Origin of the sequence: Ruminococcus albus 7 = DSM 20455 (assembly GCF_000179635.2) — a bacterium.
In the GTDB taxonomy this organism is placed as follows: Bacteria; Bacillota; Clostridia; order Oscillospirales; family Ruminococcaceae; genus Hominimerdicola; species Hominimerdicola alba.
The window spans coordinates 2055459-2078847 of record NC_014833.1 but is presented as its reverse complement, the minus strand read 5'-3'; the positions used below and the strand labels follow the sequence as shown (position 1 = coordinate 2078847).

24 protein-coding genes are annotated in these 23389 nt (G+C 42.1%); 6 read left to right on the top strand and 18 right to left on the bottom strand.

Annotated features, from left to right (window positions below; translation table 11 throughout):
• Positions 1 to 15: 15 nt before the first annotated feature.
• From spoVM to RUMAL_RS09170, 15 genes are all read right to left on the bottom strand, one after another.
• Complete coding sequence (spoVM, locus tag RUMAL_RS22930; protein WP_419247554.1) at positions 16 to 99, bottom strand: stage V sporulation protein SpoVM; 84 nt, start codon at positions 97 to 99, stop codon at positions 16 to 18.
• 56 nt (positions 100 to 155) lie between these two features.
• On the bottom strand, positions 156 to 782 hold the full coding sequence (locus RUMAL_RS09235) for a thiamine diphosphokinase (protein WP_013498480.1): 627 nt from the start codon (positions 780 to 782) through the stop codon (positions 156 to 158).
• A complete protein-coding gene (gene rsgA, locus RUMAL_RS09230) occupies positions 775 to 1656 on the bottom strand; it encodes a ribosome small subunit-dependent GTPase A (protein ID WP_013498479.1) in 882 nt (293 codons plus the stop codon). Before rsgA ends, RUMAL_RS09235 begins: the two co-directional genes overlap by 8 nt.
• A gap of 6 nt (positions 1657 to 1662) precedes the next feature.
• Positions 1663 to 3873 (bottom strand): Stk1 family PASTA domain-containing Ser/Thr kinase, encoded by a 2211-nt coding sequence (gene pknB / locus RUMAL_RS09225; protein ID WP_013498478.1) that lies wholly within the window; start codon positions 3871 to 3873, stop codon positions 1663 to 1665.
• 35 nt (positions 3874 to 3908) lie between these two features.
• Positions 3909 to 4637: a Stp1/IreP family PP2C-type Ser/Thr phosphatase gene (locus tag RUMAL_RS09220; protein WP_013498477.1), complete on the bottom strand. Its 729-nt coding sequence runs from the start codon at positions 4635 to 4637 to the stop codon at positions 3909 to 3911.
• 26 nt (positions 4638 to 4663) lie between these two features.
• Complete coding sequence (gene rlmN, locus RUMAL_RS09215) at positions 4664 to 5710, bottom strand: dual-specificity RNA methyltransferase RlmN (protein ID WP_013498476.1); 1047 nt, start codon at positions 5708 to 5710, stop codon at positions 4664 to 4666.
• A 4-nt stretch (positions 5711 to 5714) separates the two neighbouring features.
• The gene (gene rsmB / locus RUMAL_RS09210) at positions 5715 to 7010 is read right to left on the bottom strand and encodes a 16S rRNA (cytosine(967)-C(5))-methyltransferase RsmB (protein WP_013498475.1); all 1296 of its coding nucleotides are present in this window, start codon (positions 7008 to 7010) and stop codon (positions 5715 to 5717) included.
• Positions 7011 to 7046: 36 nt separating this feature from the next.
• Positions 7047 to 7979, bottom strand: a complete 933-nt coding sequence (fmt, locus tag RUMAL_RS09205; protein WP_013498474.1) for a methionyl-tRNA formyltransferase — start codon at positions 7977 to 7979, stop codon at positions 7047 to 7049.
• Positions 7976 to 8443, bottom strand: a complete 468-nt coding sequence (def, locus tag RUMAL_RS09200; protein ID WP_013498473.1) for a peptide deformylase — start codon at positions 8441 to 8443, stop codon at positions 7976 to 7978. The genes fmt and def overlap by 4 nt, the downstream gene beginning before the upstream one ends.
• Before the next feature lie 15 nt (positions 8444 to 8458).
• The gene (gene priA, locus RUMAL_RS09195; protein ID WP_013498472.1) at positions 8459 to 10912 is read right to left on the bottom strand and encodes a replication restart helicase PriA; all 2454 of its coding nucleotides are present in this window, start codon (positions 10910 to 10912) and stop codon (positions 8459 to 8461) included.
• 19 nt (positions 10913 to 10931) lie between these two features.
• Positions 10932 to 11138 (bottom strand): DNA-directed RNA polymerase subunit omega, encoded by a 207-nt coding sequence (gene rpoZ / locus RUMAL_RS09190; RefSeq protein WP_013498471.1) that lies wholly within the window; start codon positions 11136 to 11138, stop codon positions 10932 to 10934.
• Positions 11131 to 11781 (bottom strand): guanylate kinase, encoded by a 651-nt coding sequence (gmk, locus tag RUMAL_RS09185; RefSeq protein WP_013498470.1) that lies wholly within the window; start codon positions 11779 to 11781, stop codon positions 11131 to 11133. The genes rpoZ and gmk overlap by 8 nt, the downstream gene beginning before the upstream one ends.
• Entirely contained in the window at positions 11774 to 12028 is a 255-nt protein-coding gene (locus tag RUMAL_RS09180; RefSeq protein ID WP_013498469.1) for a DUF370 domain-containing protein, read from the bottom strand. Before RUMAL_RS09180 ends, gmk begins: the two co-directional genes overlap by 8 nt.
• 12 nt (positions 12029 to 12040) lie before the next feature.
• Positions 12041 to 12928, bottom strand: a complete 888-nt coding sequence (locus tag RUMAL_RS09175) for a YicC/YloC family endoribonuclease (protein WP_013498468.1) — start codon at positions 12926 to 12928, stop codon at positions 12041 to 12043.
• Between the two features lie 125 nt (positions 12929 to 13053).
• Complete coding sequence (locus RUMAL_RS09170) at positions 13054 to 13701, bottom strand: HAD family hydrolase (protein WP_013498467.1); 648 nt, start codon at positions 13699 to 13701, stop codon at positions 13054 to 13056.
• A 195-nt stretch (positions 13702 to 13896) separates the two neighbouring features.
• On the opposite strand from RUMAL_RS09170, the gene RUMAL_RS09165 reads away from it, so the two are divergent.
• Genes RUMAL_RS09165 through RUMAL_RS09145 form a run of 5 tightly spaced genes read left to right on the top strand, consistent with a single transcriptional unit; the run spans position 13897 to position 18619 of the window.
• Entirely contained in the window at positions 13897 to 14502 is a 606-nt protein-coding gene (locus RUMAL_RS09165) for a hydrolase (RefSeq protein ID WP_013498466.1), read from the top strand.
• A complete protein-coding gene (locus RUMAL_RS09160; RefSeq protein ID WP_013498465.1) occupies positions 14502 to 14951 on the top strand; it encodes a YaiI/YqxD family protein in 450 nt (149 codons plus the stop codon). The genes RUMAL_RS09165 and RUMAL_RS09160 overlap by 1 nt, the downstream gene beginning before the upstream one ends.
• 5 nt (positions 14952 to 14956) lie before the next feature.
• Positions 14957 to 15451 carry an immunity 42 family protein gene (locus tag RUMAL_RS09155; protein ID WP_013498464.1) on the top strand — a complete coding sequence of 165 codons (495 nt, stop codon included), beginning with the start codon at positions 14957 to 14959 and terminating at the stop codon, positions 15449 to 15451.
• A 21-nt stretch (positions 15452 to 15472) separates the two neighbouring features.
• On the top strand, positions 15473 to 17737 hold the full coding sequence (locus RUMAL_RS09150; protein ID WP_013498463.1) for a glycoside hydrolase family 3 C-terminal domain-containing protein: 2265 nt from the start codon (positions 15473 to 15475) through the stop codon (positions 17735 to 17737).
• A 3-nt stretch (positions 17738 to 17740) separates the two neighbouring features.
• The gene (locus RUMAL_RS09145) at positions 17741 to 18619 is read left to right on the top strand and encodes a ComEA family DNA-binding protein (protein ID WP_013498462.1); all 879 of its coding nucleotides are present in this window, start codon (positions 17741 to 17743) and stop codon (positions 18617 to 18619) included.
• A gap of 85 nt (positions 18620 to 18704) precedes the next feature.
• On the opposite strand, the gene RUMAL_RS09140 is transcribed toward RUMAL_RS09145, so the two are convergent.
• Positions 18705 to 19529, bottom strand: a complete 825-nt coding sequence (locus tag RUMAL_RS09140; RefSeq protein ID WP_242837754.1) for a fibronectin type III domain-containing protein — start codon at positions 19527 to 19529, stop codon at positions 18705 to 18707.
• A gap of 490 nt (positions 19530 to 20019) precedes the next feature.
• Between RUMAL_RS09140 and RUMAL_RS09135 the strand changes: the two genes are divergently transcribed.
• The gene (locus tag RUMAL_RS09135) at positions 20020 to 20937 is read left to right on the top strand and encodes a S1 RNA-binding domain-containing protein (protein ID WP_013498460.1); all 918 of its coding nucleotides are present in this window, start codon (positions 20020 to 20022) and stop codon (positions 20935 to 20937) included.
• 52 nt (positions 20938 to 20989) lie between these two features.
• On the opposite strand, the gene RUMAL_RS09130 is transcribed toward RUMAL_RS09135, so the two are convergent.
• Both RUMAL_RS09130 and RUMAL_RS09125 read right to left on the bottom strand, forming a co-directional pair.
• Positions 20990 to 22108 (bottom strand): M50 family metallopeptidase, encoded by a 1119-nt coding sequence (locus tag RUMAL_RS09130; RefSeq protein WP_013498459.1) that lies wholly within the window; start codon positions 22106 to 22108, stop codon positions 20990 to 20992.
• Complete coding sequence (locus RUMAL_RS09125) at positions 22098 to 23378, bottom strand: replication-associated recombination protein A (protein ID WP_013498458.1); 1281 nt, start codon at positions 23376 to 23378, stop codon at positions 22098 to 22100. The genes RUMAL_RS09130 and RUMAL_RS09125 overlap by 11 nt, the downstream gene beginning before the upstream one ends.
• Positions 23379 to 23389: the final 11 nt, after the last annotated feature.

The window sequence follows — 23389 nt, the reverse complement described above, 5'->3', positions numbered from 1 at the left end:
AAAAGTAAATTATTCCTATCTTTCCTCGTTGCCAATACCGAATATGATCTTGAGCACGCCTGAGATAAAACGCGGACTTTTCACAACTACAACCTTCATAAGTATTACCTCCATTTCGTTTGGTAATACATACTATTCAGTGAACATAATTTGTGTTACAATCTGGATTGTATAACCAATAGTCTTCCATCAGTAAAGCTGATTTTTGCTTCAGGCGGAATTATCTCATTGGAAACACCAAGAGTAACAGAATCTCTGAGAGTGCAGTTATCTACAATATATTTAGCCCCACTGATTTTAAGCCCCTCAACTTTCTGAGAATAAGCAAACAGTGAAAGAGAGAATCCCTCTTTGTATGGGATAGTATATTCACCGGGCATATAAAAAGACAGAATATCATCATCGCCTACGATAATTCCGCTTCCACCGCTTTCAGCTATCATAGCAAGGCAGGCTATATTCCCGATCATATGATCTATCCTGCCGCCGCAGGCACCATATATCACAATTTTCTTTGCCCCGATCTCAATAGCCTTGCCGACTGCCAGCATAAGATCTGTATCATCCTTTTCAGGAGGAAAGCTTATCATCTTGTCACTATCAGGTGTATATTTAAGTGAATCAAAATCACCCAGTATGATATCAGGTTCTATGCCAAGATCTTGTGCCAAGGAAAATCCCTTGTCAGCACAGATAACAAATGAGTTTTCTATCAGTTGGCTATCGGCAGTTTCAGGTCTTATAGGGTCACCGCCCGCAAAAATAACACAAGTATCAGTCATTCTTATACTCCCATTCCTTCAGCTGTTTTGCATCCTCATACATTTGCACATAGCTTTCAAAACGCGAACGAGGTATCTTTCCTGCTTCAACAGCTTCGATAACAGCACAGCCTTTTTCCTTAGTATGGCTGCAATCAGGGAAACGGCATTTGTCTGTATATTCAGAAAACTCGATAAAGCAATCCGCAAGCTTATCCTTAAATATGATATCATACCTGTTAGTATCAAAGGAAGAAAATCCGGGAGTATCCGCGATATATCCGCCGCCTTCAAGCTTATAAAGCTGAACATGACGAGTTGTATGCCTGCCTCTGCCAAGCTTTTTGCTTATCTCGCCTGTTGCAAGACCAAGTTCGGGATACATATTATTCAGCAGAGAGGACTTCCCTACTCCCGTATTACCTGTAAAGGCTGAAAGCTTTCCTTGCAGCGCGGCTCTAACTTCAGCAGAACCCTCACCCGTAACGTTATCGCATTCAAATACATCTATCCCAACACTTCGGTATACAGCCGCAAGCTCATCACCGGAACGTTTATCCACCTTGGTAAATACAACCACCGGCTTGATCTTCTTGAATTCTGCAATAGCTATAAATTTATCCAGCAGTAATGTATTGGGTCTTGGCTCGATAGTTGATGATACAAACACCAGCAGATCGAGATTAGCTAACGGAGGTCTTATCAATTCAGAACGTCTTGGCAATATCTCCTCGATAACACAACCGTCCTTATCTTCAGTAATAACAACATTATCACCGCACATAGGGGATATTTTCTTCTTCCTGAAAATACCTCGTGCTTTACATTCAAATATGCCTTCGGAGGCATCTACAGTGTAGAGACCTCCGATAGCTTTCGTTATAATTCCTGTCATATCAACTTAGAATATATTCTCGCCTCCGTTATCAACGGGGGGTACATCAGCCTGTGAGCTGTCGTCAGAAACAGGAGGTTCAGGATCAACTGGCTGAGGAGGCACAGGATCTGCCTGAGATGAACTCTCATCCGGCTTGGATGGCTCTTCCTTAACACTTGGTGTGATAGCGATAAGACCATCCTTATTCAGTGAACCATTCAGTTCAGCAGTCTTCTTATCATAGTTTACGTTGAATACTGCATAATTAACTGATTTGCCTGTTTCATCGTTTCTGATAGATACTGTAAGTGTCTCAGTCTTTTTACCCGAGATATCAATAGTAACATTACCACCTGCAACAGATTCACCATTGTTGATTTTCTGATTATAGCGTACATTACCGTTTACAAATACCTCGATGGAGTAGGAACCATGCATACCTTCAGGCATTGGCAGACTGATAGTCAGGTCAACAGGATCGGTCTCACCGGTAGAAACGTAGATCGTGATCTCAGAATCTCTCTCAACTCTTCTGTCAGCTTCAATAGACTGATCGATTACCTTGCCCTTATCACCATCATGAGGCATATCCTGAACGTTTGCCTTAAGTTTGCTATCCTTCAGTATAGCGATTGCTTTTTCCTTAGTAAGACCAACAACATTAGGTACCTTTACCTGAGTATCCAGAGGACCCTTGCTGACATAAAGTGTTACAGCGCCGTCGCTCGCAAATTCAGTACCTGCAACAGGCTCAGTACCGATCGCTATGCCGTCAGGGACCTTGTCATCATACTTACTTCTGAGAACTACTGTAAATCCTGCAGCCCTCAACTCACTTTCAGCAATTTCAGTTTCAGAACCGGAAACATCAGGAATGACTATCATCTGTTTACCCTTACTTACCTTCAGAGTAATAGTAGTACCTTCCTTAACTGACTTCTGAGGTGAAATACTCTGCCAGAAAATGGTATCTTTTTCGTACTCAAAGTTGTATTCTTCAATTGTTTCGATCTTAAGTTTATCCTTAAAATCGCCTTCCACCTTAATAATGTTTTCACCAACCAAATTAGGCACAGTGATAGTACTTGTATGAATGCCAAAACCTGAACCGTCCTTTGGTGAGAAGGCTTTGATAACAGTCCAGCCGATTATGAAAGCTGCAACGATAACAACAGCAACTGTTACAGCAAGAAGGATAGGAACTACATAGGACCTCTTCTTACCGCTTTCATCATCGTCGTCGTCGTCATCATAATCGTCATCATCGTAATCATCTTCATAATCATCATCGTAATCGTCATAATCATCGTTGATGACCGGCTTTCTTGACTGATTGTTATTAACGGGATAAAAACCAACATTATCTACAACAGGAGCAGAACCATCTTTATAGCCGAAAACTACTGACTGATTGAGTTTGAAGGTATCTATATCCCTTATCATCTCAGCAGCTGACTGATAACGCTGTGCCGGCTGCTTTTCCATAGCGTGATAAACTATTTCTTCAAGAGCTTCAGGTATGGAGGGCATTATCTCCCTCGGGGGTACTGCAACCTCCTGCATATGTTTAAGAGCAACATTCACAGCAGTATCACCATCAAAAGGCTTTCTGCCTGTTAGCATCTCATAAAGCATAACGCCTACTGAGTAGATATCCGACCTTTCATCGGTCATTTCACCCTGAGCCTGCTCAGGAGAGATATAGTGTACAGAACCGATCGCCTTATCCGAAAGTGTCTTACCATCGATCCTGGAGAATCTTGCGATACCAAAATCCATGACTTTTATTGTGCCGTCTGTAAACAGCATGATATTCTGCGGTTTGATATCCCTGTGAACGATGCCCTTGTCATGAGCGTGCTGCAACGCACGAAGTATCTGTGTAATAAAATGCAGTGCATCCTTCCATTTCAGCACGCCCTGCTGTTCGATAAACTCCTTCAGGGTGATACCGTCAATGTATTCCATTACGATGAACTGTATCTCATCAGTAAATCCCACATCATAGATCTTAACGATATTCGGGTGAGATAACACTGCAATAGCCTTACTCTCATTCCTGAATCTTCTTAGAAATTCCTCATCGCCCGAAAATTCGGGTTTAAGGATCTTAACTGCTACAGGACGATCTTCCATAATATCCTGTGCCTTATAGACATCAGCCATTCCGCCTACACCTATAAGCTCGGTAATTTCATATCTGCCATCCAGCTTCTTACCGATATTAGAATCCATTATATTCAACTCCTAAACTATATTTTATTGTCTCATTAATTTGCGATCACAGCAGCGGTTATATTATCTTTGCCTCCGCATTCATTTGAATGTTCGATCAGCTTTTTTACTGCCTCATCCAGATTGTTCCCGAATACAGTACAGTATATAAACTCATCGCTGCAATATCCCGACAGGCCGTCAGAACAAAGCATTACGGCGAAATTACCCGCTTCATAGTGTTCAAAATAATCGACCTCGACATCAGGTTCAACACCCACTGCCTTAGTTATAACATTTCTCATGGGGTGAGTCTTTGCTTCTTCATCGGTAATCTGACCGCTGCGTCTGAGGACTTCAACATAGGTGTGATCTGTTGTGATCTGATCTATGCCGTCCTTTGTCAGCAGATAACCGCGGCTGTCGCCCACATTGACAACGTAGATATTCTTTTCAATGATCAAAGCTGCAACGCAGGTAGTACCCATCCCGTTTTTATCTATATCCTCAATGCTTTTTTCATATACGCATGTATTAGCATAATGAACGGCATTAAGTAAAAGATTTCTTATAGAATTACTGTTCATATCAGGTCGGAAATTCTCCTTGACCCTTTCGATAAAGCTGTCAACAGCAAGCTGACTTGCTACTGCACCCGAAGCCGCACCGCCCATACCGTCACAAACAGCAGCGATGCAGATATTATCACCAAGGACCTCGACTCTTACTCTATCCTGATTTTCTTCTCTCTTTTGCCCGATATCCGTACCAAATGCAAGAAACATACAGCTCACCGCCTTTCTCCATAGTATTATATTTCATATTCACGCCTCAGCTGGCCACAGGCGGCATCGATATCCGAACCGAGCGTTCTGCGCACAGTAGCATTTAGACCAAGCTTTTCAAGTCGCTGTCTGAACCGATCAGCAGCCTTTCTGTCAGACCTGTAATTACGTTCCTTGATCTTGTTGACAGGAATTATATTTACATGGCAAACAAAATTTTTCAAGAGAGCTGCAAGTTCTTCAGCATCGGACTGCTTATCATTATGACCATCTATAAGTGCATATTCAAAAGATATCCTTCTGCCGGTCACTTTAAAATAATAACGACAGGCTGTCATAAGTTCACCGATATCGTACCTATTATTGACAGGCATTATTTCACTTCGAGCTTTATTATTGGATGCGTGAAGTGAAACCGACAATGTTATACCGAGTTTCATCTCGGCAAGTTCATAGATCCTAGGAACGATGCCACAAGTAGATACTGAAACGTGTCTTAGCGACATATTCGTTCCCTGTTCGCAGGAAAGAACTTTAAGGAAATTGACAACATTATCGAAATTATCCATAGGCTCACCGATACCCATAAGAACAGCACCGGTTATCTTTCTTCCGCTGTCACGAGCAGCCTCGTATATCTGAAGAAGTATCTCGCTGGACGCAAGATCTCTTTTATACCCAGCAATAGTCGAAGCACAGAATCGGCAGCCCATTTTACATCCTACCTGAGTAGAAACGCATACAGTATTACCGTAGTTATATTCCATGATAACAGTCTCAACATGATTGCCGTCAGGAAGCCTATATAGATATTTTACAGTATTATCGGTATTACTTTCAAGTCTTTTTACGATAAATAGTGATTTTAGACAAAATATTTTTTTTAGCTTTTCCCTCAATTGTACAGATAGATTAGTCATTTTATCAAAACTATCAACACGTTTAACATGAAGCCACTCAAAAATCTGTTTCGCTCTGAATTTCTTCTCACCGCAAAGCAATATCTGCTCTTCAAGTTCTTCGGGAAGAAGTCCAAGTATATCTATCTTGCCATCTTCGTCATAAGAGACCATCAACTCACCCCAGACGTTTTAGTTTAGCAATAAAAAATCCATCAGAACCATACATATCGGGGGTAATGGTCTGCATAAAAGTTTCTTCATCCTCAGCAGGAACAAAATCTTTATGCGATCCAAGGAATTTTCTTATTACATCATCGTTTTCAGCCTTAGATACAGTACAGGTTGAATAGACCAGAGTTCCGTTGGCTTTTACATATTTAGATGCCGTGTCAAGTATATCACCTTGAATCTCTGGCAGTCTGTCGAATTCGGAAGGATCTTTGTACTTTATCTCAGGCTTTCGTCTGATTACCCCAAGTCCTGAACACGGAGCATCAACAAGTACCTTATCTGCGACCGGGATATCAGAATTGAAGATCTTTGCATTGTTGACATCAGCAGTAACACAAGTAAGACCAAGTCGTTCTGCGCCTGAACGTATGAGTTTGACCCTGTTGGGATGAAGATCAAATGCAAGCACTTTTCCTTCGTTATTCATCATCTCGGCTATTGTGAATGTCTTTCCGCCCGGTGCTGAGCAAAGATCAAGGACAATATCTCCGGGCTGAGGATCAAGAGCTTTGCAGCAGAGCTGACTGGCAATATCCTGCACATGGAATTTTCCCTGCCTGTATGCTTCAGTCTTTTCGATCGCACCGGCATTAGCCACATTCACAGCATATTCCAGAATTTTTGAACGTTCAAAAGTAACTCCGTCAGCAATAAGCATATCAAGAGTATCTTCAATACCACCTGACAAGTTATTCACCTTGATAGTAGTAGGTGCCTGTCCTAACGATGTTTTCAACAATGACAAGCATCTATCCTTGCCATATTCAAATGACCATTTCTTAACAAGCCATTCCGGACATGAGTATTCAAGTGCAAGCCGTTCTGTTTCGCTGTTGGTTTTTGGCAGTTCTTTGCTGCGTCTTATAAATTCTCTCAGCAAACCATTTGTAAATCCCGGAGCAGCAGGATTCCTGCACTTTTTTGCCAATTCAACTGATTCGTCAACTGCAGCGTTATCAGGTACCGAATCCATGTATTTAAGTTGATACAATCCACATCGCAGAATATTCCTGAGCGTGTAATTCAGCTTGCTCTTTGGATTTTTTGAAAGATCTACGATTATAGCATCAAGGGTCAGACGTCTTTCAATTACTCCGTAAAACAACGCAGCGATGAATTTTTTGTCCCGCTTATCAAAATCACTTCTGCTCAGGGATTCATCCAGCAGGATATTTGAATAAGAATTATTTTCATCAAGCTTAGTAAGCAGCCTGACTGTATACCATCTGGCACTTCCCAAATTATATTTCCTCCAAGCGACAAGCTATGCAACTTGTCATATTCCCAGCACAGTTCCTTCAGCTATCGGTTTACCTCTGAGATAATCAGCTGTAGGCATTCTTTTAGAACCTTCTGCCTGTATCTCGGTAAATCTTACCAGACCTTCTCCACAAGCAACTGTCAAGTCTTTATTATTGACAACAGTACCTGCAGGTTTATCGGAATTTCCATCTACGATCTCAGAATGATAGATTTTCAGTCGTTTTCCGCCAATTAGCGTAGAAGCACAAGGCCAATCCGAAAGTCCGCAGATCTGCTTATGTACTTCTCTGGCTGACTTACTGAAATCTATCGAAGAAAGCTCCTTAGTAAGCATGGGAGCATATGTTGCCTCTTCCTCATTCTGCGGTTCAGGTATAACTTCACCCTTTTCAAGTTTATCAAGTGTTTCAACTATCAGATCTGCACCCATCACTGCAAGCCTGTCAAACAACTCAGCAGCAGTTTCATTCTCACCGATCTCAGTCTCACATTTGAGCAGCATATCGCCTGTATCAAGACCTTCGCCCATAAGCATCGTTGTTATGCCCGTAGTCTTTTCATCATTGAGTACCGCCCATTGTATAGGACCTGCACCGCGGTATTTCGGCAGAAGAGAACCGTGAACGTTCACACAGCCGTACTTTGGTATATCAAGCACCGACTTAGGCAGTATCTTACCGTATGCCGCCACAACTATGCAATCGGGAGCGAGTTCTTCAAGGATCTTTATATACTCATCTCCGCTGTTTTTAAGGCTTACAGGCTGATACACAGGTATATTATTTTCTGATGCAACATTCTTTACAGGAGGAGCTACAAGCTTCATACCCCTGCCCTTCGGCTTATCTGGCTGGCAGAACACCGCCTGAATTTTATGACCTGCCTCTAGCAACGCTTTCAGTGAAGGTACAGCAAAATCAGGCGTACCCATGAAAACTATTTTCATTTCTCATCTACCTCAACAAATTCTTCAACTATTTCAGTAAACAGGTGTCCATCAAGATGAGCTGTCTCATGGCATACTGCCTGAGCAAAAAGCTCACTGACTTCCATCTCATACCATTCACCGTTTCTGTCCTGAGCCTTGAACTTTACGCTCATAGGTCTTGTAACATATCCCCACTGCCCCGGACAGGACAGACAGCCCTCGAGAACCCTCTGAGTTTCCTCGGACTTCCATGTGATCTCAGGATTTATAAGTTCATAAACATTTCCGTCACCGACATCGATTATGCAGAAACGTCTGAGGATAGCGACCTGCGGAGCGGCCAGACCGACACCATTTGCCTGTGCCAGAGTCTCCTTCATATCGTCAAGCCATGTCCACAGCTTTTCATCAAATTTCTCTACAGGTCGGCAGACCTTGTGAAGAGTTTCATCGCTTTTATTCAGTATATTTCTGACAGCCATTTCACACTTTCCTTTCTAAAGACCGATATCACCGTTGATATCAGCATAAATCCGGACTTCTCTGAAGTCCTTATTATCATTGAAGTCTTTCAGCACAGACTTGATCATCTGCCTGAAACACCTGGTATTCTTTGATTTAAGTATAAGCCTGTATCTGTACCTGCCGTTTATAACTTCAAGAGTACACGGTGCTGGACCTATCGCCCTTAATGGAAAATCCACCTTGTTTGTTCTGAGATATTCAGCTATAAACGCTGTAACGTGATCAGATGCAGCTATAGCTCTGCTCTCCATAACAGCCGAAAAACCTATAACGCAGATATCACAGCAAGGGGGATAGATAAGGGACTGCCGCAATGCTATCTCCTCAGCATAGAATTCATCGTAATTCTGTTCAGCCGCCAGATTCAGTACATAGTGATCAGGAACAAAAGTCTGTATATATGCTGACCCTGGTTTGCTTCCTCGACCGCTTCTGCCTGCGACCTGGGTAAGCAGAGAGAATGTCCTCTCATAGCTTCTGAAATCCCCTGTAAACAAGGCTTTATCCAAAGATATCACTCCAACAAGTGTGACATTCGGGAAATTAAGCCCCTTGGCGATCATCTGTGTGCCAAGCATGATATCATACTCATGGTTCTCAAAAGCCTTGAATTTTTCTTCGTAAGCATATCGAGAAGAAGTTGTATCCGCATCCATGCGGAGTATCCTTACATCGGGATATATCCTTGCAAGTTCATCCTCGACCCTTTGCGTACCAACACCGCTTGACCGCAGCTTATCCGAACCGCAGGATGGACACACTGCAAGATTATCCATAGTATATCCGCAGTAATGGCACATGAATCTGTTGTTCTTTTTGTGGTAAGTCAATGGGATATTACATTTAGGGCAGACCACGGGCTGTCGGCAGTTTGCACAGCTGACATAAGTACTGAATCCTCGCCTATTAAGCAGTAGTATCGCTTGTTCATTCCTTTGCAGAGTTTCTGTCAGTTCATCAGCTAGTTTCCTGCTTATAAGGCTATCATTACCCTCGGCTGCTTCCGTCTGCATATCGATTATCTCTACTTTTGGCAGTACAGCATCACTATACCTGTGAGCAAGAGTGAAAAGATGGAATCTTCCCTTCTGCGCATGATAGAATGTTTCAAGCGATGGTGTAGCAGAAGCCATGAGAAGCAGTGCACCGTTATGACCGCAGCGCTGTATAGCCACATCTCTAGCATGATAACGAGGGTTAGAATCCGATTTATAGGACTGTTCACCTTCTTCATCCATGATGATAACGCCGATATTCTCAGCAGGTGCAAATACAGCGCTTCTTGTGCCGATGATTATCCTCGCTTCGCCGCGCTTGATACGTTTGAATTCATCCATTCGCTGTCCCAGCGACAAGGATGAATGTAACAGTGCGATATTCTCTCCGAAAAGCACCTTGAACCTTGCCAGCATCTGAGGCGTAAGAGAGATCTCTGGAACAAGCATTATTGCTGTTTTACCCATTTTTATAACACTGTCAATGACCTTTATAAAAACAGAAGTCTTGCCGCTGCCTGTCACGCCGTAAAGCAGCGCACCTGCAGGCTTTTCTGTGCGTATCAGGTTCATTATGCCATTATACGCCATCTTCTGTTCATCGTTAAGAACAATATCCTCGGGGCTTTCTCTGACTGTGAACTCACCCACTGCATTCCGCATTACTTCCTGCTCGTATACCCTAATAACGTCTTTTTCACACAATCTTTTAATTATTGTAGATGTGCAGCCCGTCATGTAACAAAGCTCTTTCACAGACGCCGAACCGCTTTCTTCAAGAAGTTCTACAACTTTTTTTTGCTTCGGTGTAAGATCAGCATCCTCATATCCATCCATAAGAACCGCCATCTTAACACTATCATCGCCGACTTTCCTCTTAAAACTCGGAACTTCCTCAACCAATCCCTTATCTATCAGAGTATCCAGAGGCTTTTTGCGCTCAGGATTAGCTTTCAAGTCAAAATACTTGTCGATCTCAGCGGCTTCGTCACAGCCTTCAAGAAAACTGATGATCTCGGATTCTTCCGGGGTAAGAGTATCTCTGTCGATATAAGTATTAACAAGAGCGAAATGCATATCTACCTTATATGAAAAACCGGTAGGTACGGCACTTTTAAAAGCATCATAATAGGTACAGAAGGTATTCTCTTTCAGCCAGAAAATGATCTTCATCATTTCGTCGGAAACAAGACTCTCTGTATCTACCACAGAAATGATCGGCTTTAGCCTGTGCTGACTGATATCATCAGTGCCAATTCTTGTCACAAGTCCTATGACCCTGTTATTGCCGCGTCCAAAGGACACCAGCACCCTCATACCGGCTTTAAGGATATGTCTGTATCTTTCGGGTACAAGGTAACTGTACTCGTTGTCAAAGCTGTATGCCGCATGGCTCAGCGCCACATACGCTACAGTTTCCCTTTCTCCCATTTAACAGACCTCCGCTGTATCAGTTTTTGAGTGATGCGTCCTCGATTATCTTATATTCGCCTGCCGCAAGTTCATCTACTGCAGTCTTTACAGGCTTTTCTTCAAGTATCTTCTCACTTTTGCTTGCTTCATCGGTTATCTCTCTTGCACGTTTTGCAACTGCGATCACCAGTGAATAATAACTTTCATTGTTTTTAAGTATCTGACAAACTGCCGGTCTAAGCATTTTCAAGCACCTCTCGTATCATATTTTTTATTTTTTCTATTTTGGGACTGAACCTTACAGCAGGTTCCTTTACTCCTCTGATACCGTCGATCACAGCCTTGAAATCGTCAATAGCTGCATCAAGGTCATCATTCATTATGACATAGTCATATTTATCAGCTTTAGCTATCTCTCCAGCTGCCTGGGAAACGCGCCTTTTTATAGTTTCCTCTTTCTCTGTTGCTCTCTTGTGGAGCCTTCTGTCAAGCTCTGCAACAGACGGCGGCAAAATGAAAAGCGTGTTTGCATCGGGTCTTATCTTCTTTACCTGAAAAGCACCCTGAGTCTCTATTTCAAGAATAACATCCTTACCTGCTGCGAGGTTTTCCTCAACAGGTTTTTTCGGAGTGCCATAATAAGTCTGATTGTATTTTGCATATTCAAGAAAGCTGTCTTCGGCTATCATCTTCTCAAACTCTTCGGTAGTAATGAAATGATAACTCTTACCGTCTATTTCACCAGGTCTCGGCTCTCTTGTCGTGCACGAAACAGAGTAGAAGACTTCATCTCTGTCAAAAGCCTTTTCCATTATCGTACCCTTTCCGCATCCTGAGGGAGCAGAGACTATTATCAGTTTTGGAACTCTCTTTTCCATCTTATCCATTTTCTTCAACCTCCTCTTCGGCGGCTCTGCCGCATACTGTTTCAGGCGATACAGCAGAAAGCACAACATGATCGCTGTCCATGATAACGACAGCGCGTGTCTTTCTTCCATACGTCGCATCTATCAACGTGCCTTTATCGCGTGATTCCTGTATCAGCCTTTTTATCGGTGCAGAATCAGGATCTACGATAGCTATTACTCTCGATGCTGAAACCATATTGCCGTAGCCTATATTTATAAGCTGCATGATGTCACCCGCTTATTCGATATTCTGTATCTGTTCTCTGATCTTTTCGATCTCAGCTTTAAGGTCAACAACTTTCTTAGTGATAGTAAGATCATTAGCCTTTGAACCGATCGTATTTACTTCCCTGTTGACCTCCTGCACCAGAAAATCAAGCTTTCTGCCTACAGGCTCATCAGATGCGATAAGATCCCTGAACTGGGAGATATGGCTCCTGAGTCGTACAGTTTCCTCATCTATAGCGACTTTATCAGCAAATATAGCAACTTCAGTGAGTACACGCTGCTTATCGATATTATCAAGACCTACACTTTTAAGAGTTTCGGTTATCTTATCATAGAGCCTGTCACTGTAACTCTGTGCCACAGAAGGCTGATGTGCCTCAATTTCACCAACGGTCTTTTCTATATAATCAAGACGTGAATTCACATCTTCATACATCTTTCTGCCTTCGGTCTCACGCATCTCAACAAATCTGTCAAGAGCGACCTGTGCAACACCTTTTACCTGTGCCCAGATAACTTCCTCATCCTCGGTCTTTTTTACCACGGTGAAGATATCGGGGAGTTTCATAATATTTGATAAAGTAAGATCGTCACTCAGGTTCAGTTCATCAGCAGCACCTCTCAGTGCATCAAGATATCCCTTTGCAACAGACTTGTTCAGTTCTATCTCGGCATCAGTGCCCTCCTGATTATAGATAGTTACCGATACTTCTACCTTGCCTCTGGATATACCGCTTTTCAGAAAAGCCTTGAGCTTTTCATCAAGATATCCGTAAGCGCGTGGAGTTCTGGAAGTAAACTCATAGTATCTGTGATTTACCGAACGTATCTCAACAATGATCTCTCTGCCCTCGGCAACGATATGCTCTCTGCCGAAGCCTGTCATACTTTTTACCATTATCAGCTTTCCTTTCCGTAAACGTGAATTATTTCAAAGCTTAATATTCAAATTATATTATACCATTAGTCGTCCAAATAAGCAAGGTTTTTTAATAATATATTATGATTATTTTTACATCGAATTCACATTTCGGGTAGTGCCTCGGAAAGACTACCACCTATGGCGATATTCGGGTAGCACATAAAGGTCTCCTTATCTGTCGGACCTGTGGTAACAGCTGCGAAATCTACACCTGCGTTTAAGGCTGATTCAGCATCTATGTAACTGTCCCCTATATAGAGGACTTCATCTTTGGTCACACCCAGAAGTTCCATCGCTTTTATGATTCCCTGTGGGTCTGGCTTGGGTTCTGTTACATCCTCCATACCCACTATAACATCATAGGGATGAACTCCCAGCTGAACTTCAAATGATTCAACTATCCTGTACCTCATCTTGGAAGAAACGATAGCTATCTTTATATCATGCTCACGAAGTTTTTCAAGTATGGACAAAGTGTCCTCGTAGAAATATGTATGCGCTGACATCACTTCATTTGCCTTTTCTACATACACCTTTCTCATTTTTTCACGCTGAGGATTCATCGGAATGCCAGTAAGAATATCGAATGCATCCTGCAAAGTCAGACCTATGGTGTTGTATATTGTACTGTCATCAGGTACTTCATAACCGAAATATTTCAGTGTATGCCTGAAACATTCCAGTATACCCTTTGACGAATCAGCAAGGGTCAGGTCAAAATCGAAAATATAGGCCTTGTATTCTTTCATAGCTGCACCTCCGTGATGAACTAAGTTTTTTCTTTCATTGAAGAACTACATACTGACGCTTATTATATCATAACATACATAAATACAAAAAACATCATCACTTGTGAAAAAATTTGAAAAAACTCTTTTCAACCGTCTAAAAATATGTTATAATAGAATCATGAAATTGTAGACTTTTCACAATGGAGGTAAACTATGACAAATCCCGAAGAAAACAAAGCAAGGTTCGTTGAGATATACAATGCAAATATAACCAGAAAAGGCGCTGATAAACTGCTAACCTATCTTCTCAGTGAGAACAGTGACTTCTTCACAGCACCTGCTTCGACCAAATATCACAGTGCTTACGAGGGCGGTCTGTGCGAACACAGCCTGAATGTTTACGACTGTCTGAAAGATTATCTTGAAAGGGCAAGGGTCAAAGACGTTTACGGCATGGATTATCCCGATGAAAGCATAGCGATAGTCGCACTGCTGCATGATATATGCAAAGTGAACCTTTACAGAGTAAGCACCCGCAACAAAAAGAACGATGTAACAGGTCAGTGGGAGAAAGTCCCCTACTATGAGTATCACGACACGCTCCCCTATGGACACGGCGAAAAATCCGTTTACATAGTCAGCAGCTACATGAGACTGACCCGCGAAGAAGCTATGGCTATCCGGTGGCATATGGGCTTTTCAGGCGAAGAAAACGTAAACACCATCGGTCAGGCACTTGGGATGTACCCTTTGGCCGTAGCTACACACATCGCTGATATGGAAGCGACCTTCTATATCGAAGGCGAGGAAAACAACTGATGAGGATATTCATAGATGCGGACGGATGCCCTGTTGTGCGACTAACGCTGGATATAGCTAAAAAGCATGAAATACCTGTGACAATAGTCTGCGATACAGCCCACGAGTTTTCCCGCTATGATGCCGAGGTAATAACCGTCGATAAAGGCGCTGACAGTGCAGACTTCGCTCTGGTGAACCTTATGGAAAAAGGCGATATAGCTGTTACGCAGGACTATGGTCTGGCTGCGATGTGTCTGGCTAAAAAAGCTTATGCCATAAATCAGAACGGACTTGTGTATAACAGTGATAATATCGACTCTCTGCTGATGTCAAGGCATATCGCAAAAAAACTCAAAAGAAGCGGCAACCATCTGAAAGGTCCGGCAAAGCGCACTAGCGATAATGACAAGAAATTCGTGGCGGCGCTTGAAAATCTGATCACAGAAACATTCGGAAAGGACGGATAAACACAATGTTCATCGGTGATGTAAATTATCCCTGCGATTTCGGATTCTTCATTGAACGTATACCCGAATGGGAAGACGACACGATCAAAAACGGATTTATGTTCATGATGATGAACAGTGAATTATATCCACAAAATGTAAGAACAACAACTCTCAGCACTGAATTATATGATCTTCTGGCAGAAAATTCTGCTTTGAAAAAGCCGGTGATAGATAAAGAAATCTATCGTAGTGACAGCGAAACACTTTTCACCACAATGGCTGAACGTACCCACGGTAAAGACTACGACGCTTTGTACGACCTTTCTTTTTTTATTCCCTTTCAGGAGATAACCGATGAAGGGTGGAATATTTTCATAATATCAGACGGCGATAACATAAAGATCATGTCGGGCAGATGGCAGGACGAAAAGCTTTTATACCACGACGAGATAGAGATATCCGCCAAAAAGTATTTTGATACGATAGCAGAACTTGAAAAATTTTATGATGCATTTTGAAACGAAACGGAGGTCTAATGAATGAACATCAAAAAAATACTCAAAGAACTTACACTCGAAGAAAAAGCAAGCCTGTGCTCCGGAGCAGATTTCTGGCACACAAAAGCAATTGAACGACTAGCTATACCACAGATCATGGTTTCAGACGGACCTCACGGACTAAGAAAAAATGCAGAGGATTCTTCCAACCCTCAGGAGGCTATCAAAGCCGTATGTTTTCCGACTGCGAGTGCTCTGGCTTGTTCATTTGACAGAAATCTTCTGACTGCTATGGGAAAAGCACTGGGAGAAGAGTGTCAGGCAGAGAAAGTGTCTGTCATACTTGGTCCCGGCTGCAATATCAAACGTTCTCCCCTGTGCGGCAGAAATTTTGAGTATTTCTCCGAAGATCCCTATCTGGCTTCAGAGATGGCAGCTGCACACATCAAAGGCGTACAGAGTAAAGGTGTAGGAACTTCCCTGAAGCATTTTGCAGCCAATAATCAGGAGACCAGAAGACTGACAATCAATGAAAGGATAGATGAAAGGACACTCCACGAGATATACCTTGCCGCTTTCGAGGGTGCTGTAAAACAAGCTTCACCATGGACAGTTATGTGTTCATACAACCGCATAAACGGATATCATTCAGCTCAGAACAAGTGGCTGCTTACCGACGTGCTCAGAGACGAATGGGGCTACGATGGTCTGGTGATGAGTGACTGGGGCGCAGTTGATGACAGAGTTGAGGGGATAAAGGCAGGTCTTGATCTTGAGATGCCCGCAAGCTTCGGAAAAAATGACAGGCTCATCGTTGATGCTGTAAACAGCGGTAAGCTGAGCATGAAAGCACTTGATAAATGCGTAGAACGCGTTTTGAAACTTGTGGACAAAGCAGAAGAAAGCCGCACTCCAACGGAATGGGATATGGAAGCACATCACGAACTTGCAGCAAAGATAGCCGAACAGTGTGCAGTACTCCTAAAAAACGATGATGCTATACTCCCCCTCAGCAAAGAGGACAAGGTATGCTTTATCGGTGAATTTGCAGAAAAACCAAGGTATCAGGGCGGCGGCAGTTCACATATCAACTCATTCAAAGTAACATCAGCCCTTGATGCAGTTAAAGAATTCTGCAAAGTAGAATATGCTCAGGGATTTATCACTTATGAAGACAGGAGCGACCCGAAACTGCTTGAACAGGCTGTGGAGTGTGCCAAGTACAATGACAAAGTCGTTATCTTCGCAGGACTTCCCGACAGCTTTGAATCAGAGGGCTTTGACAGAACTCACATGAGAATGCCTGAGTGTCAGCTGGAACTTATACGAGAAATCAGTAAGGTCAACAAGAATATAGTGGTGGTACTTCATAACGGTTCACCGGTTGAACTGCCGTTCTTTGATGATATCAAAGGTCTGCTTGAGGTCTACCTCGGTGGACAGGCAATAGGCAAAGCTACCTGCGATCTGCTTTTCGGTGAAGCAGTACCAAGCGGCAAGCTGGCTGAAAGCTGGTGCATGAAGCTGGAGGATAATCCTTCTTACTTGAATTTCCCGGGAGTAGTTGATGAACTGACATACAGCGAGGGAATATTTGTAGGATACAGATACTATGACAAAAAGAAAATGGCAGTTCGCTTCCCCTTCGGATATGGACTTTCTTACACAAACTTCAGCTACAGTGACCTTGTGATATCAGCAAGTGAGATAAATGATGACCAGACACTTACGGTCAGCTGTAATATAACTAACACCGGAAACCGTACAGGGATGGAAACAGTACAGCTGTATGTAGGTGACAAAGAATCATCTGTTATCAGACCTGTTAAGGAACTTAAAGGATTTGAAAAAGTAAGCCTTCGTCCGGGAGAAACAAAGAAGGTGTTTTTCACCCTCGATAAACGTGCATTTGCCTATTATGAAACTACAATTAATGACTGGTTCGTAGAATACGGCGAATTTGAAATAATGATCGGTGCTTCATCAAGAGATATAAGACTTTCGGGCTCGGTATACGTTAACAGTAAAACCAAGCTTCCCGTTCAGTTCACCTTCAACAGCACTGTAGGCGATGTTCTATCATGCAGCGAAGGCCGCGAGGTATTCGGTGATTTTATTGAGAAATTTTGCCGCGGTATGTCGGACGTGAGCGGCGACGGATTCGGCGCAGTTACAATGGATATGGCCATGGCTATGTTCAAAGAAACACCCCTGAGAGATATTATCTGCTATGATGAACGTCAGGAGATAAACAGAGTGTGGCTGGGAGAAATGCTTGACAAGCTGAATTCCATGTTAGAGGGATAATATATGAATAAAACGCTGTTTGAAAAAGCAAAGAAATATGGTATCTATGCAGTGCTGGCAGCAGCACTGCTGATATCTGCTGTTATTTCCACAATGTTGAGAAAAAATGACAGCAAGCGTGTTATCATATACAGCGATAATAATTCAGGAAATTCAAGTGAATATGAGTACAGCATCAAAAATAAAGATCATGAAGGCTCCGATAGAACAACCAACAAAACCAAAACAACAAAAGATAAAAATTCCACCTCGATAAAGCATACTACTTCCCGCACTTCAAAAACATCAAAGGTAAAAACCTCAAAAACTCAAACGTCTCGGGCTGACGAAACAAAGGTAATAAACTTCCCAATCGACATAAATATTGTCACTTATGAAGAACTGACAGCCATTAACGGCATAGGCGGAGGTACAGCTGAAGCGATACTTGCTTTCAGAAACAGAGTTGGCGTTATAACCTATATGGAGCAGCTGCTTGAGATCTCCGGTATAGGAGAGAGCAAATTAGATTTACTTAAAGACTATCTTTATGTAGACGATGCTGACTACTCTCCTCCTGAAGTAACATATGTTGATGTACATACAGATGTGCCGGAAGAAGATAATACAGTTGTATCCAATGTCACAGAACCACCCGAAGAACCCTCATCTTTTGCAGAAACTATTCCATCCATCAAAGAACGAAGTCCAGTAAACATAAACGAAGCAAATAAGGAAGAATTGATGGAATGTCTGCTGATAGATGAAGAACTAGCTATAAGAATACTCGAGATACGAGATAAACTGGGCGGCATGTACGAAAATTCTCTGCAGCTTTTGTACGTAGACGGAATCAGCAAGCAAATGCTTTCTGAAATGAAAGAATATGTACTGCTTGAATAAACCAAAAACTCCCACGGATAAATTATATCCGTGGGAGTTTTCTATAAAAAACGTTCCCGAAAAACGGGAACGCAGTAGTTGGATATCAGCCCCAGTAGGTTCTCCAAATAGAGAAGTAACCCCACGGGATCTTGAAAGAATAAGCTATCTTATTGCTGTTAGTATAATAGCTTCTGTTGCACCAATAGTAAACGTTGTAATCGTTCTTGATGCCCTTATATGAAGTAGTTCCGTAAACAGCGCCCCAGACAGCTATCTTGCACTTGTCGGCAACGTTTTTGTAATTACAGCCATCTCTTGAAAGACCGTAATCTGACATAAATCCACCGCTCTGGTATATTATTGACTGGATGTTATTATAATTCTTATAAAAAGGCGTCCACAGAGGATCGTTGCAGTATTTTGCAGAAACATATCTGTTTACAACGCAGTCAGCTACATAAACTATGGGCTTATCCCACATATTATCATTTATCCTGCCGACCTCATGGTAAACTATACGGCACATAGCCTCCCAGCCAGCCTTGTCATAGTTCATACGCGCAGTATGTATAGTCTGTACAGGAGAGAAGGATGAATATACGTTATTCTTATTTACTGCCCTCACCTTGAAACTGTAACCTGTTGCTCTTGAAAGCTTTTTTACAGTAACAGAATTATTGGTGGTAGTGCAGTATCTTGTCCAGTTTTTGTACTTTCCACCCTTAACGTATACCTGATATCTGTTTGCTCCCGAGGTCTTCCCCCAGTGAAGAACTATAGTATCGATCTGCTTGTTGTAGGGATGCGTATAGGTTGACTCATAAGTCTTTTCCGATGCAAGCTTAGGTACTGCTACCTTACCCGAAGCTGCAGCCGAAGCTTTGATCCCTGAAATATCCGTCATTACGAATACAATCGCAAGCGTCATCACAAACACTGCAAATCTCTTTAATCCTACAATAAACTCGTTTCTGCTTTTAATACTCATTTCCAAATCTGACACGGCTCACCGTCGCTAATAATTTATACGGCGAAAAACCTGCCGTTTCACACCCTTTCGTTTTTATTTACCGGTCTGTACTACACAATGACCGATAGGCATTATCAAAGGCTAATACTAAAGTATGAAAACAGTCTTGTTTTCTGTACCAATTTGTAATCGTAAAAACCGCATTTTCAGACAAAAATTACGATTTGATTACAAACAATGCTCCAAGTGTAACACATTGTCTTAAATTTGTCAAGCTTTCAACAATTAATAACGTGTTTCTGCATAAATTTACATTACAACTGATCATCATTTTAAGTGAGCTTGCATAATATATTACAACTGAAATGATTTTTCATTTCATACAAAGAAAAACACAACAAAACCGGTTTCATCAATAAGATGACTACTGAGAAAGAGGTGCAAAAAAATGATGAGATATCTACCTGAGGGAAAGGTGTTCAATACACCTGAAAACAGATTTTTCTTACAAAGTGCTGAAAATCTATCCGTAGCTAAAACTAAGGGACTTATACTTGAAGGACACGCAGTAATGTGCACCGCAGAACATGATCTGATAGTCGATCTGCCATGCGGTAGAGGAATAATACCTCGCACAGAAGGTGCTATTGGTATATCAGAAGGTACAACACGAGATATAGCGCTGCTTTCACGAGTGAACAAGACAGTATGCTTTAAAGTCACTGATATTATATGTGGAGATAGCGGTGTAACAGCTGTATTATCACGCAGAGAAGCACAAAATGAATGCCTGGAAAACTATGTTTCTCACCTCCACTGCGGCGACGTAATACCGGCAAAGATAACCCATCTTGAACCATTCGGAGCTTTTGTAGATATCGGCTGTGGGATCCCTTCTTTGATCCCGATAGATTCAATATCCGTTTCTCGAATATCTCATCCAAGTGACCGATTCTTCAACGGTCAAGATATATATGCAGCAGTAAAAAGTATCTCAGATAACAGGATATGCCTGACACACAAGGAACTGCTAGGTACCTGGCTGCAGAACGCATCAAGATTCTCAGTAGGAGAAACAGTCGGCGGTGTAATACGTTCTGTTGAATCATACGGGATATTTATTGAACTTGCCCCGAACCTTGCAGGGCTTGCGGAACCCAAGGACTTTGTGTCGGCAGGTCAGGCGGCTAGTGTATACATAAAAGCCTTGATACCCGAAAAAATGAAGGTTAAATTAATTATTGTAGATGTGTTTGATAGTCTTTGCTTTCCAAGTAAAATTAACTACTTCATTAGTTCGGGCAGACTTAACAAATGGGAGTATTCAACCAAGGAAAGCAGCAAAACAATGGTCTCGATCTTCTGAACGTAAAAAGAAAAAATGCGGAGAAAAAGCCGATTTCTCCGCATTTTATGTGTCAGTGATTTTCCTTGATACGTTCTATGATGCTCATTTCAGATCTTGCTTCTCCCGGATTGTAATATCCCTTTGCCATTTCAGCCGACAAGTTATATTCCTTGTCAGCATTTGCTATATCCTGCTTATATATATAATAGTATGCGTACATCAATCTATGACGACATAAAGTATATTTACCTGATGTCTTTATATACTTCTGCAATTCATCGTTGTACAGTTCATCTATGACTTCAGCCGGTTCATCTGTCATTATATAGCAAAACAAAAGGTCACATCGTATTTCTTTTATTAAGATATCAGGAATTCCATGCTTCTCAAGAAGCGCCTTGAACTTAGCTTTTGCGGTATCGATATCTCCTCTCTCCAGATCTCTTGCTGCACGTAATAACATAATGTTGAGCGAGGCATTTGTAACTCCTTTGCTGTTAACTTCAAAAAGCTCCTCCGGCATACTGTCGAGTGTTTTACCTTGCATCTGCTCAGCGTTTACCATAAGTATATTTAACACTGAACGTCTTACAGAAGGATCTAGCCAGGATTCCAAAATATTTGACCCATCATTAGCAATACCTATCTTTTTCAGCGGTATAAGATTGATCAGACCCATAAAGAAATAAATGATCATGCCGATCATGGAATAAATCGCAAGATATTTCGATGATGTGTTCAGATACACTAAACATAACAATGCTGCAGATGCAAGATTGAACAAGCCCCCGCCTGAGTGGTACCAGAAATACGGTATATCCTCATCTTTTTCTACTTTATCATGTTTCATAAGACACTGACCGCCTGTTCCAGCAAGTGAAAACCTTCTAATAACAAATCTTCCATCCTGTTTTACGAGGATAAATGAGCCTATTCGGAACGATACGAATCTGTAACCAGTCAATAGTCCCATTACCAGATGACCGGATTCATGTATGATTATTCCAAGAAAATAGGAAATATATATAGATGCAACAATAATGATCACCTTAAAAAGCTCTTTTCCAAGACTTCCATTACTGCCTTTAATATCTGATCTCTTAACCAACAGTATTCCGACAACCGCACCAACTATGCATGACATTGCCATCATAATGATCTTCGGGAGCAATTTTTTCTTATTTTTCATTTATATCTCCTTTTATCTTTGTCCAGTACGCTTTAGCAGCCTGCTCGGATTTATTTTCCCCATACTCGTAGTATACGCGGTCTTTCAGCGCATCGGGAAGATACTGCTGCTTAACCCAATGATCGGGATAATCATGGGGATAGAGGTAGTGTTGCCCCCTGACCTTTGCATCTGCGCCGTCAAAATGCTTATTTTGCAGGTGGCGCGGAAAATCCAGCGGGCCGCTGTTTTTTACATCTTCCAGTGCAAAATTAATAGCTTTATAAGCACTGTTGGATTTAGGGGATGTAGCAAGCATTATAACAGCTTCCGCAAGGGGGATGCGTGCCTCCGGCAAACCAAGCTGCAAAGCCGAATCAACGCAGGATTTCGTGATAACAGCTGCCATCGGGTAAGCAAGCCCTACATCTTCACTTGCGATGACCAGAAGTCTTCGGCATAGAGAAATTATATCCCCTGCTTCAATAAGCCTTGCGGCATAATGTATCGCAGCATTCTCATCAGAACCCCGTATGGATTTTTGCAGCGCAGAAAGGATATCATAATGCTCGTCGCCTTCCCTGTCATAACGCATATTGCTGCGCTGTGTTAGTTCACGTACAGTATCCATTTTGACATGGAGTTCACCTTTTGAACCATTTTCAGCTGACAGCACACAGAGTTCCACAGTATTGACGGACTTTCTAACATCTCCGCCGCAGCCCCGTGCAATATGCTCGATAACGCCCTCCTCAAGTATGACCTCCGTGCCTATATCCTGCGCCATAAGGTCAAAAGCCCGCTTGATAGCCGGACTTATCTGTTCAGGTGTAACAGGTTTGAATTCAAATACGGTCGAACGACTGATTATAGCATTATAAACATAGAAATACGGATTTTCTGTAGTAGAAGATATAAGAGTGATCTTTCCGTTTTCGATATACTCAAGAAGTGACTGCTGCTGTTTTTTATTCAGGTACTGTATTTCATCAAGATAAAGCAGTATCCCATTCATTCCACCGATCATTTCAGTTTCAGCTATTATCTGCTTGATATCCGCCACCGATGCTGATGTGCCGTTGAGCTTGAACATAGTCATATTGGCATTTTCGGCTATAAAACGCGCTATGGTTGTCTTCCCGACACCCGATGGTCCGTAGAATATCAGGTTTGGAATTGTACCGCTCTCAATTATTCTTCTTAAAGGCTTGCCAACACCCATAAGATGCGGCTGACCTACTATCTCATCAAGAGTCTTTGGTCTTATTCGTTCAGCGAGTGGTATACTCATTATAAATTCTC

Coding starts and splice junctions, on each gene's coding strand:
- spoVM (WP_419247554.1), bottom strand. CDS start 99: ATGAAGGTTGTAGTTGTGAAAAGTCCGCGTTTTATCTCAGGCGTGCTC.
- RUMAL_RS09235 (WP_013498480.1), bottom strand. CDS start 782: ATGACTGATACTTGTGTTATTTTTGCGGGCGGTGACCCTATAAGACCT.
- rsgA (WP_013498479.1), bottom strand. CDS start 1,656: ATGACAGGAATTATAACGAAAGCTATCGGAGGTCTCTACACTGTAGAT.
- pknB (WP_013498478.1), bottom strand. CDS start 3,873: ATGGATTCTAATATCGGTAAGAAGCTGGATGGCAGATATGAAATTACC.
- RUMAL_RS09220 (WP_013498477.1), bottom strand. CDS start 4,637: ATGTTTCTTGCATTTGGTACGGATATCGGGCAAAAGAGAGAAGAAAAT.
- rlmN (WP_013498476.1), bottom strand. CDS start 5,710: ATGGTCTCTTATGACGAAGATGGCAAGATAGATATACTTGGACTTCTT.
- fmt (WP_013498474.1), bottom strand. CDS start 7,979: ATGAAAATAGTTTTCATGGGTACGCCTGATTTTGCTGTACCTTCACTG.
- def (WP_013498473.1), bottom strand. CDS start 8,443: ATGGCTGTCAGAAATATACTGAATAAAAGCGATGAAACTCTTCACAAG.
- priA (WP_013498472.1), bottom strand. CDS start 10,912: ATGGGAGAAAGGGAAACTGTAGCGTATGTGGCGCTGAGCCATGCGGCA.
- rpoZ (WP_013498471.1), bottom strand. CDS start 11,138: ATGCTTAGACCGGCAGTTTGTCAGATACTTAAAAACAATGAAAGTTAT.
- gmk (WP_013498470.1), bottom strand. CDS start 11,781: ATGGATAAGATGGAAAAGAGAGTTCCAAAACTGATAATAGTCTCTGCT.
- RUMAL_RS09180 (WP_013498469.1), bottom strand. CDS start 12,028: ATGCAGCTTATAAATATAGGCTACGGCAATATGGTTTCAGCATCGAGA.
- RUMAL_RS09175 (WP_013498468.1), bottom strand. CDS start 12,928: ATGGTAAAAAGTATGACAGGCTTCGGCAGAGAGCATATCGTTGCCGAG.
- RUMAL_RS09170 (WP_013498467.1), bottom strand. CDS start 13,701: ATGAAAGAATACAAGGCCTATATTTTCGATTTTGACCTGACCCTTGCT.
- RUMAL_RS09165 (WP_013498466.1), top strand. CDS start 13,897: ATGACAAATCCCGAAGAAAACAAAGCAAGGTTCGTTGAGATATACAAT.
- RUMAL_RS09160 (WP_013498465.1), top strand. CDS start 14,502: ATGAGGATATTCATAGATGCGGACGGATGCCCTGTTGTGCGACTAACG.
- RUMAL_RS09155 (WP_013498464.1), top strand. CDS start 14,957: ATGTTCATCGGTGATGTAAATTATCCCTGCGATTTCGGATTCTTCATT.
- RUMAL_RS09150 (WP_013498463.1), top strand. CDS start 15,473: ATGAACATCAAAAAAATACTCAAAGAACTTACACTCGAAGAAAAAGCA.
- RUMAL_RS09145 (WP_013498462.1), top strand. CDS start 17,741: ATGAATAAAACGCTGTTTGAAAAAGCAAAGAAATATGGTATCTATGCA.
- RUMAL_RS09140 (WP_242837754.1), bottom strand. CDS start 19,529: ATGACGCTTGCGATTGTATTCGTAATGACGGATATTTCAGGGATCAAA.
- RUMAL_RS09135 (WP_013498460.1), top strand. CDS start 20,020: ATGATGAGATATCTACCTGAGGGAAAGGTGTTCAATACACCTGAAAAC.
- RUMAL_RS09130 (WP_013498459.1), bottom strand. CDS start 22,108: ATGAAAAATAAGAAAAAATTGCTCCCGAAGATCATTATGATGGCAATG.
- RUMAL_RS09125 (WP_013498458.1), bottom strand. CDS start 23,378: ATGAGTATACCACTCGCTGAACGAATAAGACCAAAGACTCTTGATGAG.